This window comes from Candidatus Pantoea deserta, from assembly GCF_003813865.1.
Classification (GTDB): Bacteria; Pseudomonadota; Gammaproteobacteria; order Enterobacterales; family Enterobacteriaceae; genus Pantoea; species Pantoea deserta.
In genome coordinates this window covers 205,200-219,184 of record NZ_RMVG01000004.1, presented here as the reverse complement: position 1 = coordinate 219,184, position 13,985 = coordinate 205,200, and the positions used below count along the sequence as shown (strand labels likewise).

13 protein-coding genes are annotated in these 13,985 nt (G+C 57.1%); 8 read left to right on the top strand and 5 right to left on the bottom strand.

Annotation, left to right across the window (positions count from 1 at the left end; translation table 11 throughout):
- Window positions 1-90: 90 nt before the first annotated feature.
- Both recN and nadK read right to left on the bottom strand, forming a co-directional pair.
- Window positions 91-1,752: a DNA repair protein RecN gene (gene recN, locus BBB56_RS08550; protein WP_123800531.1), complete on the bottom strand. Its 1,662-nt coding sequence runs from the start codon at window positions 1,750-1,752 to the stop codon at window positions 91-93.
- A gap of 83 nt (window positions 1,753-1,835) precedes the next feature.
- Complete coding sequence (gene nadK / locus BBB56_RS08545) at window positions 1,836-2,714, bottom strand: NAD(+) kinase (RefSeq protein ID WP_123800530.1); 879 nt, start codon at window positions 2,712-2,714, stop codon at window positions 1,836-1,838.
- A gap of 123 nt (window positions 2,715-2,837) precedes the next feature.
- Here nadK and grpE point away from each other — a divergent pair, with 123 nt between their 5' ends.
- A complete protein-coding gene (gene grpE, locus BBB56_RS08540; RefSeq protein ID WP_123800529.1) occupies window positions 2,838-3,419 on the top strand; it encodes a nucleotide exchange factor GrpE in 582 nt (193 codons plus the stop codon).
- Between the two features lie 60 nt (window positions 3,420-3,479).
- Here the strand turns inward: grpE and ung are convergent, their stop codons facing one another.
- Window positions 3,480-4,157, bottom strand: coding sequence for a uracil-DNA glycosylase (ung, locus tag BBB56_RS08535; RefSeq protein WP_123800528.1), 678 nt, complete (start codon window positions 4,155-4,157; stop codon window positions 3,480-3,482).
- Window positions 4,158-4,417: 260 nt separating this feature from the next.
- Here ung and grcA point away from each other — a divergent pair, with 260 nt between their 5' ends.
- Entirely contained in the window at window positions 4,418-4,801 is a 384-nt protein-coding gene (gene grcA, locus BBB56_RS08530; protein ID WP_123800527.1) for an autonomous glycyl radical cofactor GrcA, read from the top strand.
- Window positions 4,802-5,018: 217 nt separating this feature from the next.
- Here grcA and srmB read toward each other — a convergent pair whose 3' ends face one another.
- Window positions 5,019-6,347, bottom strand: coding sequence for an ATP-dependent RNA helicase SrmB (srmB, locus tag BBB56_RS08525; RefSeq protein ID WP_123800526.1), 1,329 nt, complete (start codon window positions 6,345-6,347; stop codon window positions 5,019-5,021).
- 154 nt (window positions 6,348-6,501) lie between these two features.
- Between srmB and trmN the strand changes: the two genes are divergently transcribed.
- The gene (gene trmN / locus BBB56_RS08520; RefSeq protein ID WP_123800525.1) at window positions 6,502-7,251 is read left to right on the top strand and encodes a tRNA(1)(Val) (adenine(37)-N(6))-methyltransferase TrmN; all 750 of its coding nucleotides are present in this window, start codon (window positions 6,502-6,504) and stop codon (window positions 7,249-7,251) included.
- Here the strand turns inward: trmN and nadB are convergent.
- A complete protein-coding gene (gene nadB, locus BBB56_RS08515; protein ID WP_123800524.1) occupies window positions 7,236-8,858 on the bottom strand; it encodes an L-aspartate oxidase in 1,623 nt (540 codons plus the stop codon). The two genes, trmN and nadB, sit on opposite strands and share 16 nt — an antisense overlap.
- A 430-nt stretch (window positions 8,859-9,288) precedes the next feature.
- Between nadB and rpoE the strand changes: the two genes are divergently transcribed.
- The 5 genes from rpoE (at window position 9,289) to lepA (ending at window position 13,982) form a co-directional block, all read left to right on the top strand.
- Entirely contained in the window at window positions 9,289-9,867 is a 579-nt protein-coding gene (rpoE, locus tag BBB56_RS08510; RefSeq protein WP_010617748.1) for an RNA polymerase sigma factor RpoE, read from the top strand.
- Window positions 9,868-9,894: 27 nt separating this feature from the next.
- The gene (gene rseA, locus BBB56_RS08505) at window positions 9,895-10,548 is read left to right on the top strand and encodes an anti-sigma-E factor RseA (protein WP_123800523.1); all 654 of its coding nucleotides are present in this window, start codon (window positions 9,895-9,897) and stop codon (window positions 10,546-10,548) included.
- Window positions 10,548-11,504: a sigma-E factor regulatory protein RseB gene (gene rseB / locus BBB56_RS08500; protein ID WP_123800522.1), complete on the top strand. Its 957-nt coding sequence runs from the start codon at window positions 10,548-10,550 to the stop codon at window positions 11,502-11,504. Before rseA ends, rseB begins: the two co-directional genes overlap by 1 nt.
- A complete protein-coding gene (rseC, locus tag BBB56_RS08495) occupies window positions 11,501-11,965 on the top strand; it encodes a SoxR-reducing system protein RseC (RefSeq protein ID WP_123800521.1) in 465 nt (154 codons plus the stop codon). Before rseB ends, rseC begins: the two co-directional genes overlap by 4 nt.
- Window positions 11,966-12,182: 217 nt before the next feature.
- Window positions 12,183-13,982, top strand: coding sequence for a translation elongation factor 4 (gene lepA, locus BBB56_RS08490; protein WP_123800520.1), 1,800 nt, complete (start codon window positions 12,183-12,185; stop codon window positions 13,980-13,982).
- Window positions 13,983-13,985 lie beyond the last annotated feature (3 nt).

Here is a 13,985-nt window from a genome sequence, read left to right as displayed (position 1 = left end):
GTTGCCGATGATAATAGACCTTTTCGCTATTGGGAACCTCTACATCGACAGAGCAAGCATATGACCACGCAGCAGGAAAAAAGTGCGGCATTAGGCCGCTAAAAGTTCTTTGGCGTTAGCCAGGGTATTACGCGTGACTTCGCTGCCGCCGAGCAGGCGCGCCAGTTCTTGCAAGCGCGCGCGCTTGTCCAGCGCCTGCATATGGGTTTCCGTCATCGCGCCATCGGTCTCTTTGCTGACAAAGAAGTGCTGATGGCCGCAGCCGGCAACCTGCGGCAGGTGCGTTACGCACATAACCTGAGTCGATTCGCCCAGCTGACGCAGCAAGCGGCCTACCACAGCGGCGGTCGGACCGCTGATGCCCACATCCACTTCGTCGAAAATCATGGCGGGCGTCTCCATTTTCTTCGCGGTAATCACCTGAATCGCCAGCGCAATACGTGACAGCTCGCCGCCGGAAGCGACTTTGCCCAGCGGCTGCAACGGCTGGCCTGGGTTAGTGGTCACCTGGAAGTCGATGCGGCTGGCGCCTTCAGCGGTCAGCTGATCGGCGTTGAAGGTCAGCGCAATCGTAAAGCGGCCGTGCGGCATTGAAAGCTGATGCATGCTGTGGGTAATCAGCTGCTCAAGCTCCGCGCCATACTGCTGGCGCTGCTGATGCAGCCGCTCGGCGCTGCGCAGCGCCGACTGATAGTGTTCCGTTACCAGCGCCTGAAGGCTCTCCTGATCGCTCTCTTGCTGCGACAGCAGCTCCGCCTCCGCCAGCAGCTGCTGGTGCAGCTCTGCGAGTCCCTCTGGCGCAACGTGATGCTTGCGCGCCAGCGCGATATAGCGGGAAAGACGCTGCTCAAGCTCGTACAGGCGGTTGGGGTCGAGATCGAGTCGGTCAACGTAGTGGCGCAGCTCGTCGCTCGCTTCGCTCAGCTGGATGGCCGCCTCTTCCAGCATGTTCAGAACGCCGCTCAGCTTGTCGTCCAGCGTCACGATCTCCGTAAGCATCTGACGCGCGGTATAGAGCTGGCTGTTGAGGTTGCTGTCATCGCCGTCGGCGAGAAGATGCAGCGCCTGCTGGCTGGTGGAGAGCAGCTGTCCGCTGTTAGCCAGACGCTTATACTCTTCATCGATCTGCTCGTACTCGTTCGCCTGCGGCGCGAAATCGTTAAGCTCTTTAAGCTGATATTGCAGCAGTTCGCGGCGCGCTTCTCGCTCCTGCGACAGCTGCTGATGCTGGGCGAGATTGCGGCAGCTCTGATGCCATGCCTGATAATCGCGACGCATCTGCTGCAACAGATCGTCATGACCGGCATAGGCGTCAAGCAGGTGCTTCTGATGATCGGCTTTAAGCAACAGCTGATGCGCATGCTGCCCGTGAATCTGGATCAGGAGCTGACCCAGGTCGCGCAGCTGAGACAGCGGAACCGCCGTGCCGTTGATAAAGCCGCGCGAGCGGCCATCAGCGCTGATGACGCGGCGCAGCAGACACTCGTTGCCATCGTCAAGCTGGTTCTCTTCAAGCCAGCGCTGCGCGGAAGGAGAAAACTTCAGATTGAAACGGGCGCAAAGATCGGCGCGGGACGCGCCCTGACGCACCATATCTGCTTCGGCGCGGCCGCCAAGACACAGTCCGAGCGCGTCGATAGCAATAGACTTACCCGCGCCGGTTTCACCGGTAATCGCCGTCATACCGCGTTGGAAATCGATGTCAAGTTCACGAACGATAGCGAAGTTACTGATGGTTAACTGTGCCAGCATAGAATCACCTGTATGGAAAAACAGATATGGTTTTTCATACAGTATAAACTGGTTTTTTATCCAGTAAAGAGGGCGCGTTGAAATTAAAACAACTTTTTCGACCAACCCAGCTTAGAACTCAGCGTATTGAAATAGCTGTAATTTTTAGGGTGAATCAGGTTCAGATGGTTTTCGCTGCGGCGAATCAGAACATCTTCGCCTTCCTGAATCGGCAGGGCGATCTGGCTATCGCAGCTGATCTCCAGGTCGCTGCGGCGCGAGGAGAAGCGCAGGCGGATGGTACTGCTGCTGTTGATTACCAGCGGACGCGCCGACAGGGTATGGGGAAACATCGGCACCAGCGCAATGGCGTCCAGCGAAGGCGTCAAAATCGGCCCGCCTGCGGAGAGCGAATAGGCCGTTGAGCCGGTCGGCGTCGAGATAATCAGCCCGTCAGAACGCTGCGAGAAGGCAAACACCTCGTCGATATAGACTTCGAACTCGATCATATGCGCCACTTTGCCGGGATGGAGGACCACCTCATTAATCGCCAGGCCGAGACGCGGCGAGCATTCGTCTTTACAGACGCGCGCTTCCAGCAGAAAGCGGCTCTCGACAAAATAATTTCCCTGCAACACCTCATCCAGCTGCTGCTGGGCATTGTCCGGATCGAGATCGGTCAGAAAGCCCAGATTGCCGCGGTTGATGCCGATCACTTTGATGTCATAGCGCGCCAGCACGCGCGCCGCGCCGAGCATATTGCCATCGCCGCCGACCACGACCGCAAGATCCGCCTGCTGCCCAATCTCCGCCAGCGTGCCGGTCTGCGCGTCATGCAGCTTCAGCTCCTGCGCGATCTGCTTCTCGATAATCACTTGATAACCTCTGGACGTCAGCCAGCGCCACAGCATCTCATGCGTGGTGAGAGCGGTAGGGTGACGCGGATGGCCTACAATACCAATGCAGTTAAAGTGTTTGTTCATTTGGTGGGTCTTTCCTCATAAGCCAAAACGGCAAGGCAATGTGATGGGTTCCCTTGAAACCGTCAAACCGATCCCCATAATAAGCGGACTGGCGAGATGAATGTGCAAAACGCGGAGAAATTCATGAGTAGTAAAGAACAGAACACCCCGAACGAGCAAGTCTCAGACGAAATTCAACAGGATCAGCAACAACCTCAGGAAGCGGAGACGGCAGTTGAGGTGGATCCGCGTGATGAGCGTATTGCCCAACTGGAAGCTGAACTGGCGCAGTCTCAGACTGGCGTGCGCGATGCCCAGCTGCGCGCGCAGGCGGAAATCGAAAATATTCGTCGCCGCACCGAAATGGACATCGAAAAAGCGCACAAATTCGCGCTGGAAAAATTTGCCAATGAGCTGCTGCCGGTGATTGATAGCCTGGAGCGCGCGCTGGAAGTTGCCGACAAAGAAAACCCAGAGCTGGCGTCAATGATTGAAGGCATTGAGCTGACGCTGAAATCGCTGCTGGGCGCCGTGCGCAAGTTTGGCGTTGAGGTTGTAGGCGACACCAACGTGCCGTTCAACCCGGAAATCCATCAGGCGATGTCGATGATGGAGTCTGATGAGGTTGCGCCGAACCATGTGATGATGGTGATGCAGCGCGGCTACACCCTGAATGGCCGCCTGCTGCGTCCGGCCATGGTGGCGGTGGCAAAAGCCAAAAGCTAAGTAGTACGAGAAGATCAGACGGCCGCGCAGTGACGCGGCCGTTTTTATTTGCGCCCTGCGTCAGGGCAGCTGCGGCATCCAGTCGATGGGCGTCTCGCCCGCCTGAACCAGCAGCTCATTCGCCTGAGCGAAATGCCCGCAGCCGAAGAATCCGCGATGCGCCGACAGCGGCGAGGGGTGCGGAGCCTGCAAGACATGATGCCGCTGACGGTCGATAATGCTGCCTTTTTTCTGCGCGTGCGATCCCCAGAGCAAAAACACCACGCCTTCCCGATGCTGATTGATCGCGGCGATAACGTTGTCGGTAAAGGTTTCCCAGCCGAAACGCGCGTGAGAGTGCGCTTTGCCCGCTTCCACGGTCAGCACCGTATTGAGCAGCATCACGCCCTGTTTCGCCCAGCTTTCCAGAAAGCCGTGCTGCGGACGCGTAAAGTCGGGGTATTCCTGCTCCAGCTCTTTATACATGTTCTGCAATGACGGCGGCACCGGCACGCCGGGCAGCACAGAGAAGGCCAGGCCGTGCGCCTGATTCGGACCGTGGTAAGGGTCCTGCCCAAGGATAACCACCTTAACGTCGCCCAGCTCCGTCAGGCGAAAAGCGTTAAACACATCTTTTTGCGGCGGATAAACCGTCACGCCAGCCGCACGCTCCTCTGCCACTAACCTGAGCGTTTCCTTGAAATAGGGTTTTTCTTTCTCTTCGGCCAGTACGTCATGCCACGTCAGTTTATCCGTCATGATTAGCTCCCTTGATGTCGATGGCGTTAGCTTAACTGCTCAGCGCATCGGGTTGAAGGTAAAAAATAGTTGAAAAAATACAAATTTTTTTCAGGGGAAAATTTATCTGAATCAATTAATTGAAATTAGCAGCGAATCGCTGGGCCAGATAAATTGATTAAGGTCAAAACTTCTGCTGAATGCCGGTGCTATATCAGGGTGCTAAGTCAATTTACTCACCGCGCTGACGCGGTTGGCGCTATGTTCTGGAGAACTGAATTATGATCACTGGCATCCAAATTACCCAAACCAATAACCCCGGCCTGATGAACTCTTTCTGGCTGCTGGATGATGAGAAAGCCGAAGCTCGCTGCCTGTGCGCGAAAGCAGGCTATGAAGAAGATCAGGTCGTCGCGGTGAGTGAGCTGGGGGAATTTGCCTGGCGCGAAGTGCCGATGGAGATTAAGCCGCAGGTTCGCGTAGAGGGCGGTCAGCACCTTAACGTTAACGTGCTGCGTCGTGAAACGCTGGAGGATGCGGTTAAGCATCCGGAAAAATATCCGCAGCTGACCATTCGCGTGTCTGGCTATGCGGTGCGCTTCAATGCGCTGACGCCGGAACAACAGCGTGACGTCATCACCCGTACTTTCACCGAAAGCCTGTAACCGATAAAGGTAGAAGGTGTAGAAAAAACACCCGTGAAGCAGCTAAGCCTATGTTGCTGATATACGGTTTTATTTAACCTGTTTCGGGCAGGCTGCTTTAGAGGTTATGCGCACACTTCGGCCGTGACAGCCGTTTCGCCCCAACAGTCTCCCTTTTACAAAGCTTATTAATAAAAAATCGCCTCATTTGAGGCGATTTTTTTATAGCGACGATGAATTATTCCGCATCGTTTCCGGCTGGCGCGGCTGCGGCCGGCTTACGGCGTTTGCCGATGTTTTTCGTATCGCGATGGCGTTTCTTCACGCGTGGTTTTTCCGCTTCGCTCTCTTTTTTCTCTTTACGCTTCGCCAGTACCTTTTTCGACGGTTTTCCGGTGGTTTTGGCGCTCGGCGCGCGCGTAACCGGACGCAGTTCGTCAATGGTGCGCGGCTTCAGCGGCTCGTTCAGATAGCGACTGATTTTACCCAACAGCAGATGGTCATGCGCTTCCACCAGCGACAGGGCGGTGCCTTTACGGCCGGCGCGTGCCGTACGACCGATACGATGCAGATAGGTATCAGCGGTGCGCGGCATATCGTAGTTAATCACGTGGCTGACATCCTCGATGTCGATACCGCGCGCGGCGACGTCGGTTGCCACCAGCACGTTGACGCGGCCATCGGTGATGCGCTTGATCGCCTCGGTACGCTTGGCCTGCACCATCTCGCCTTCCAGATAGCAGCAGCGGATCCCGGCGTCGTGCAGCCAGTTCACCAGCTCGTGCAGACGCTCACGCTTGCGCACGAAAACAATCGAGCGCGTAACGTCCGGCTGCTTCAGCAGATGGATAAGCAGTTTGGTCTTGTGCTCCAGATCGTCAGCGCGGTAGTACCACTGCTGGATCTTTTTACGCTCGCGACGGCTCGGATCGGCTTCGACTTCCACCGGGTCATTCAGCAAACGCTCGGCAAAATCTTTAATCGCCTCTCCTTCCAGGGTGGCGGAGAACAGCATGGTTTGCTTACGCCAGCGGGTTTCGCCTGCAATGGTTTCAATATCCTGCGCAAAGCCCAGGTCCAGCATGCGATCGGCTTCATCAAGGATCAGCGTCTCGACGGCGCGGCAGTCGAAATTCTCTTCTTTAATATACTGAAGCAGACGCCCGGTGGTGGCGACCACCACATCCTGGTTCTCGCTGAAGACCTCTGCGTGGTTCATATAGGCCACGCCGCCGGTAATGGTGGCGATGTCCAGATGGGTGTGCTTTGCCAGCTCGCGCGCCTGATCGGCAACCTGCATCGCCAGTTCGCGCGTGGGCGTCAGGATCAGGATGCGCGGCGGGCCTGATTTTTTGCGCGGGAAATCGATCAGATGCTGCAATACCGGCAGCAGATAGGCGGCGGTTTTCCCGGTTCCGGTAGGTGCCGAACCCAGAACGTCGCGGCCCTCCAGCGCTGGCGGGATCGCCTCAGCCTGAATAGCTGTCGGGCGCGTAAAGCCTTTGTCCTGCAGGGCTTCCAGCAGGCTTTCGTCGAGTTCGAGTTCGGAAAATGTGGTTACGGTCATGGTCTACCTCAGTTTGGGGCGCTGATTATAGACAGATCAAACGCAATCTTCATCTCTTTATCCTGGCCGGCAAGCCCGCTGCGTGTATTCCTGACGCTGTCACGTTACACTGATGCGCTGCTGTACGGCAGGAAAAAAGTAACGGTTGCTGAGTATGACGCAGGAAAAGCCGCACGGGCGGCCAGTATTAAAAAGAAACGGTTTTACCTTCAAACAATTTTTCGTTGCCCACGATCGCTGCGCCATGAAAGTAGGCACCGACGGCATTTTGCTGGGCGCCTGGGCGCCGATCGCCAATGCGCGTCGCATCCTGGATATTGGCAGCGGCAGCGCGCTGATTGCGCTGATGCTGGCGCAGCGCACGCCCGATACGGTGCCGATCGACGCGGTAGAACTGGATGCCGTGGCGGCGGCGCAGGCGCAGGAGAACGTGTCGCAGTCGCCCTGGTCGACGCGTATCGACGTGCATGCAGAGGATATTGTGGCGTTTACCGACCGCTGCGAACAGCGTTATTCGCTTATTGTCAGCAATCCGCCTTATTACCCGCCTGATGTCGCCTGCGGCACGCCGGAGCGGGACATCGCCCGATCGACCTCGACGCTGGATCACCCTGGCCTGCTCCGCTGTGCGGCGCGCCTGATCGAGGAAGAGGGGTTTTTCTGCGTGGTACTGCCGGAAGCGGTAGGGCAGGAAATGGCGGCGCTGGCGCAGAAAGAGGGCTGGCATCTGCGCTTTCGCATCGATGTGGCGGAATATGCCCATCGTCCGCCACATCGCGTACTGCTCGGCTTCTCGCCCAGCGCGGGCGAAACCCTGCTGGAGCGCATGGCGATACGCAATCAGGACACCCGCTACTCAGAAGCCTGGTGCAGCCTGACGCGCGACTTTTACCTCTTTATGTGAGAAGGGGTCAAAATCGAGGGCTTCGCTTCAGGCAGCAGGTCAGGATAATCGCGGGTAAAATGCAGCCCGCGACTCTCTTTGCGCATCAGCGCGCAGCGCACCATCAATTCCGCCACCTGGGTCAGATTGCGCAGCTCCAGCAGATCGCTGGAGAGACGGAAATTGGCGTAGTACTCGCTAATCTCTTGCTGTAACAGGTTAATGCGCCGCAGGGCGCGCTCCAGCCTGCGCGTGGTACGAACAATCCCGACATAGTCCCACATAAACAGCCGCAGCTCGTGCCAGTTATGCTGGATAACCACACGCTCGTCCGCATCATCTACGCGGCTCTCATCCCAGGCCGGGAGCTGAGCGACGGCGACCGTTTGCGGTAGCGTCCGCAGCAGGTCTTCCGCCGCCGACCAGCCATAAACCAGGCACTCCAGCAACGAGTTGGACGCCATGCGGTTAGCGCCGTGCAGCCCGGTATAGCTCACTTCGCCAATCGCATAGAGTCCGGCGACGTCGGTGCGCCCGTGCGCATCCACCATGACGCCGCCGCAGGTGTAGTGCGCCGCCGGCACGATTGGAATGCGGTCGCGGGTCAGGTCGAGACCGAAGGTCATCAGCTTTTCATAAATGCCGGGGAAGTGCGCGCGCACGAAGTCGGGCGGCTGATGACTAATATCCAGATAAAGGCAATCAACGCCGAGCCGCTTCATTTCGTGGTCAATCGCGCGAGCCACGATGTCGCGCGGAGCAAGTTCGGCGCGCTGATCAAACTCCGGCATAAATCGGGTGCCGTCCGGCCGCAGCAGCCAGGCGCCTTCGCCGCGCAGCGCCTCCGTCAGCAGAAAGCTGCGCGCGTCGGGATGAAACAGCGATGTCGGGTGAAACTGGTTAAATTCCAGATTGGCGACGCGGCAGCCGGCGCGCCAGGCCATGGCGATACCGTCGCCGGACGCCACGTCAGGGTTGGTGGTGTACTGGTAAACTTTCGCCGCGCCGCCCGTCGCCAGCACCACCGCGCGTGCGCGACAGGTTTCAACCCGTTCGCGGTTGCGATTCCAGATCCACGCGCCCACGGCACGGCGTGGACCTGAAAGCCCCAGCCTGTCGGACAGGATAAGATCGACGGCGTTGGCGCGTTCAAAAATACGAATGCGAGGATGGCTTAGCGCCTGGCTGACCAGCGTGGTCTCGACGGCGCGTCCGGTGGCGTCGGCGCTGTGAAGAATGCGCCGGTGGCTGTGGCCGCCTTCGCGCGTAAGATGGTAGGGCTGATTGCCCGTTGCCTGCGCGTCGCGATCGAAGTCCACGCCATTGTCGATCAGCCACTGCACGCAGTGGCGCGCGTTGCTGGCTACAAAGGAGACGGCCTCAGCATCGCACAGGCCTGCGCCCGCGATCAGCGTATCCTCTACGTGCGATTCAATGCTGTCGGCTTCGTCGAACACGGCGGCAATGCCGCCCTGCGCGTAAAGCGTCGACCCTTCGCTGATGTGCGCCTTGCTCAGCACCAGCACGTCATAATGCGCCGCCAGCCGCAGCGCCAGCGACAAACCTGCCGCGCCGCTGCCGATAATTAAAACGTCGCACTGATAATCCGGAGGGGTTAATGGTGTCATTGCGTTTAATTTACTAAACAAGAGTCAGGAGAGAATAAGGGCTTAACCCAACGTTGTGAAGTATTTTAAACATAAATTGACCAGTAAAAGCTGGCTTAACCGGCAGTTATACGGTAATTCAATGCCTTACAGAGTCAGGTATAAAAAGCCTGTTTTTTATATAAAACCTGGCGGCGGCGCGGGATTTAAAGATGAAAAAGCCGCTATCATAGGGTACTCTGCCTGCGATTCAGCGTTGATCATCGCAGTCCGGATTACACTGTCTTGAGAATGAAAAACAAATGACGATGTGTCTGGCGGAATTATCATCAGCGCGTTAAGTGAACCTTTTGCCGTGCTACCACTCTAAGCGCATGCTTGCTCAGAACTATGAAGATGTGCCGGCAGTTCCTTTACGCATTTAAAAAAATTTGGGGAGACATTACCTCGGATGAGCGAGCAGTTAACGGATCAGGTACTCGTAGAGCGCGTACAAAAGGGAGATCAGAAGTCATTCAATTTACTGGTTATTCGTTACCAGCATAAAGTGGCGAGCCTGGTTTCTCGCTATGTTCCGTCGGGAGACGTTCCTGATGTCGTCCAGGAGTCCTTTATTAAGGCGTATCGCGCGCTGGAATCGTTCCGCGGCGATAGCGCATTTTATACCTGGCTCTATCGTATCGCGGTTAACACCGCAAAAAATTATCTGGTTGCCCAGGGGCGCCGTCCGCCATCCAGCGATGTGGATGCCATCGACGCGGAAAATTTCGAAAGTGCTGGCGCGCTAAAAGAAATTTCGAACCCTGAGAACTTAATGTTGTCAGATGAACTGAAACAAATTGTCTTTCGTACCATTGAGGCGCTCCCTGAGGATTTGCGTATGGCAATTACCCTCCGGGAACTTGACGGGCTGAGCTACGAAGAGATCGCCGCCATTATGGATTGCCCGGTCGGTACAGTACGTTCCCGTATCTTCCGTGCGCGAGAGGCCATTGATAATAAAGTTCAACCGCTTATCCAACGTCAGTGATAACGGCTACTGGAAGGGTACTAAGGCATGCAGAAAGAACAACTTTCCGCTTTGATGGATGGCGAAGCGCTCGATAGCGCGCTGTTGTCAGAACTATCTCAGGATGCAGAACTGCAACAGCGCTGGAAAAGCTACCACCTTATTCGCGATACCATGCGCGGCGATGTGGGCGATGTGCTGCACTTCGATATTTCTGAGCGCGTCGCAGCAGCCCTTGAGCAGGAGCCTGCTCGTCACGTCACGGCGTTGATTCCGGAAGCGCAGCCTGAACCGGCCAGCGTTGAAAAAATGCCATTCTGGCGCAAAATGCGTCCCTGGGCGGCGCAGCTGACGCAGGTCGGCGTAGCGGCGTGCGTCTCGCTGGCGGTAATCGTGGGCGTACAGCACTACAACCAGCCGAACGGCACCACCGCCGAGCCGTCTGATTCGCCGGTGTTCAACACGCTGCCGATGATGGGCAAAGCGTCGCCGGTCAGCCTGGGCGTTCCGTCCGATGCATTTGATACGGGCGGCGCGAATCAGCAGGTGCAGGAACAGCGCCGTCGCGTTAACGCGATGTTGCAGGATTATGAGCTGCAACGCCGCCTGCATGCCGATCGTTTGCAGTTTGAAGGTAATGCCCCGCAGCAGGCGCAGGCGAACGTTCCCGGTAACCAGACATTAGGTGTTCAACAGCAGTAATGAAGCAGCTTTGGTGTGCCGTTAGCCTGCTGGCAGGCAGCCTGATTTGGTCATCTCCCGCCCCGGCGCAGAACTCTGCGTCCGGGGCGTTGTTACAGCAGATGGAGCAGGCGAGCCAGACCCTCAACTACGAATTTGCTTATATCAACGTCTCGCGCATGGGCATCGAGTCGCTGCGCTATCGCCATGCGGTGATCGATAACCGCGTCTATGCGCAGCTGTTGCAGATGGATGGGCCGCGACGAGAAGTCATCCAGCGCGGCACCGATATTAGCTATTTTGAACCCGGACTCGATCCTTTTTCTCTGCCGGGCAATCACATCATTGATGCCTTGCCGTCGCCTATCTTTGCCGATTTCTCTAAGCTTGCCAGCGCCTGGGACTTTATTCCGGTGGGACGTTCGCGCATTGCCGATCAGCTGTGCGAGGTAATACGCATCGTCTCGCGCGACGGCACGCGTTACAGCTACGTGGTATGGCTGGATGTTGAAACCAAACTGCCGCTGCGTATCGATCTGCTGGATCGCGACGGCGAGACGCTGGAGCAGTTCCGCGTGATCAGCTTTGCGGTGGATGAAGGCGTGCGCAATTTAATGCAGGGGCTGCAAAAAGCCAACCTGCCGCCGACGCTTTCCGTGCCGGAAGGCGAAAAAGTCAGCCTCAGCTGGCAGCCGACATGGGTGCCTGCGGGGATGTCGCTGGTGTCGCAAAATCGTCGCGCCATTCCGACTATGAATAAAACAGTGGAGTCGCGCCTCTACAGCGACGGACTGTTTAGCTTCGCTATAAATATTACGCCGGCCGATAAAAACAGCGTCACGCAGACATTGCGCACGGGGCGTCGTACGGTACAGACCGAAGTGCGCAATAATAGCGAGATTACCGTGGTAGGCGAGCTGCCGCCCGCAACGGCAAAACGCATAGCGGACAGCATTGATTTGGGGTCACAACGATGATGAGAGAATGGGCCACGGTGGTGGCATGGCGTGACGGCATCGCCACGCTGCATACAGAGGCGAAAACATCCTGCAATAGCTGCTCGGCGCGTAAAGGCTGCGGCAGCCACATGCTGAACAAGCTGGGACCGAAAGACGCGCACGTGATGGAAATCGTCAGCGAGAAGCCGTTGCAGCCGGGCCAGCGCGTCGAGCTGGGCATCAGAGAAAGCAGCCTGCTCGGTTCAGCGCTGCTGGTCTATATGACGCCGCTGTTCGGGTTATTTCTGCTGGCCGGCCTGTTTCAGGCGCTGTTTCACAGCGATCTGGCGGCGGCCTGTGGCGCGCTGCTCGGCGGCATCGGCGGTTTTATCGTCGCTAAAGGCGTGTCGCTAAAAGTCGGCGAGCGCGAGGCTTTCCAGCCCGTTATCCTGAGCGTTGCGCTGCCCCCTGATGCGCTGCGCGTCAAAAGCGAAGCATGACCTCTGCCAGGCCGCGTACATCGCGGCCTTTTGCTCTCTGTTTCCCGTCAAAAAGTGTTGTGATTCCGCAACGTTCCATTCTTTTATGCGCGGCCTTAACAGTGTAATATGCGTCGTCATTAATGAGGCTGACAGGATTATAGGTAAAGAGCGATCTTCCTGAATGTGTCTGTGCTCAGGTTTTCAACTGTTTTTCTACGTGAAGATATTCATATAAATGAAGCACATAAGAAACTTCTCCATCATCGCGCACATTGACCACGGTAAATCGACGCTCTCTGACCGTTTGATCCAAATCTGTGGCGGCCTGACCGATCGCGAGATGGCGGCACAGGTACTCGACTCAATGGACCTGGAACGTGAGCGCGGCATTACTATCAAAGCGCAAAGCGTGACGCTCGATTACAACGCGCTCAACGGCGAAACTTACCAGCTCAATTTCATCGACACCCCAGGGCACGTTGACTTCTCCTATGAAGTTTCGCGCTCGCTGGCAGCCTGCGAAGGGGCACTGCTGGTGGTGGATGCAGGACAGGGCGTAGAAGCGCAGACCCTGGCAAACTGCTACACCGCGATTGAGATGGATCTGGAAGTCGTGCCGGTACTGAACAAGATCGACCTGCCTGCCGCCGACCCGGAACGCGCGGCGCAAGAGATTGAAGACATCGTCGGCATTGATGCCACCGATGCGGTGCGCTGCTCGGCAAAAACGGGCGTCGGCGTACCTGAAGTTCTGGAGCGCCTGGTGCGCGATATTCCGCCGCCGGAAGGCGACCCGGATGCGCCGTTGCAGGCGCTGATCATCGACTCCTGGTTCGACAATTACCTGGGCGTTGTCTCGCTGATCCGCGTGAAAAACGGCACTCTGCGCAAAGGCGACAAGGTCAAGGTGATGAGCACCGGCCAGGTATACAATGCCGATCGCCTCGGTATTTTTACGCCCAAGCAGGTCGACCGCACCGAGCTGAACTGCGGCGAGGTAGGCTGGCTGGTTTGCGCCATCAAAGACATCCTCGGCGCACCAGTGGGCGATACCCTGACGCTGGCGCGCAACCCGGCGGACAAAGCGCTGCCAGGCTTTAAGAAAGTCAAACCGCAGGTTTATGCCGGCCTGTTCCCGGTCAGCTCTGACGACTATGAAGCCTTCCGCGACGCGCTGGGCAAGCTGAGCCTGAACGATGCTTCCCTGTTCTATGAGCCGGAAAGCTCGACCGCGCTGGGCTTTGGCTTCCGCTGCGGCTTCCTGGGTCTGCTGCACATGGAGATCATTCAGGAGCGTCTGGAGCGTGAGTACGATCTCGATCTGATTACCACCGCGCCAACCGTCGTGTATGAAGTGGAAACCACCGGCGGCGAAATCGTCTACGTCGACAGCCCTTCCAAGCTGCCGCCGCTCAACAACATCGAAGAGCTGCGCGAGCCGATTGCCGAGTGTCATATGCTGCTGCCGCAGGAGTATCTGGGCAACGTCATAACGCTTTGCGTCGAGAAGCGCGGCGTGCAGACCAACATGGTGTACCACGGCAATCAGGTCGCGCTGACCTACGATATTCCGATGGCCGAAGTGGTTCTCGACTTCTTTGACCGCCTGAAGTCCACCTCGCGCGGCTATGCGTCTCTGGATTACAACTTCAAGCGTTTTCAGGCCTCTGACATGGTGCGCGTTGACGTTCTGATCAACCAGGAGCGCGTCGATGCGCTGGCGCTGATCACCCACCGCGATAACTCACAGTATCGCGGCCGCGAACTGGTTGAGAAGATGAAAGATCTCATTCCGCGTCAGCAGTTCGATATTGCGATTCAGGCGGCGATCGGCAACCACATCATTGCTCGCTCAACGGTGAAACAGCTGCGTAAAAACGTTCTCGCCAAGTGTTACGGCGGCGACGTCAGCCGTAAGAAGAAACTGTTGCAGAAACAGAAAGAAGGTAAGAAGCGCATGAAGCAGGTGGGCAACGTCGAGCTGCCGCAGGAAGCCTTCCTCGCCATTCTGCATGTCGGTAAGGACAGCAAATAAGGA

Excerpts from the sequence above, each read along its gene's own strand:
- trmN (WP_123800525.1), top strand. The coding sequence starts at position 6,502 with ATGACGCAGGAAAAGCCGCACGGGCGGCCAGTATTAAAAAGAAACGGT.
- rseC (WP_123800521.1), top strand. The coding sequence starts at position 11,501 with ATGATGAGAGAATGGGCCACGGTGGTGGCATGGCGTGACGGCATCGCC.
- grpE (WP_123800529.1), top strand. The coding sequence starts at position 2,838 with ATGAGTAGTAAAGAACAGAACACCCCGAACGAGCAAGTCTCAGACGAA.
- rpoE (WP_010617748.1), top strand. The coding sequence starts at position 9,289 with ATGAGCGAGCAGTTAACGGATCAGGTACTCGTAGAGCGCGTACAAAAG.
- nadB (WP_123800524.1), bottom strand. The coding sequence starts at position 8,858 with ATGACACCATTAACCCCTCCGGATTATCAGTGCGACGTTTTAATTATC.
- lepA (WP_123800520.1), top strand. The coding sequence starts at position 12,183 with ATGAAGCACATAAGAAACTTCTCCATCATCGCGCACATTGACCACGGT.
- nadK (WP_123800530.1), bottom strand. The coding sequence starts at position 2,714 with ATGAACAAACACTTTAACTGCATTGGTATTGTAGGCCATCCGCGTCAC.
- rseA (WP_123800523.1), top strand. The coding sequence starts at position 9,895 with ATGCAGAAAGAACAACTTTCCGCTTTGATGGATGGCGAAGCGCTCGAT.
- ung (WP_123800528.1), bottom strand. The coding sequence starts at position 4,157 with ATGACGGATAAACTGACGTGGCATGACGTACTGGCCGAAGAGAAAGAA.
- srmB (WP_123800526.1), bottom strand. The coding sequence starts at position 6,347 with ATGACCGTAACCACATTTTCCGAACTCGAACTCGACGAAAGCCTGCTG.
- rseB (WP_123800522.1), top strand. The coding sequence starts at position 10,548 with ATGAAGCAGCTTTGGTGTGCCGTTAGCCTGCTGGCAGGCAGCCTGATT.
- recN (WP_123800531.1), bottom strand. The coding sequence starts at position 1,752 with ATGCTGGCACAGTTAACCATCAGTAACTTCGCTATCGTTCGTGAACTT.
- grcA (WP_123800527.1), top strand. The coding sequence starts at position 4,418 with ATGATCACTGGCATCCAAATTACCCAAACCAATAACCCCGGCCTGATG.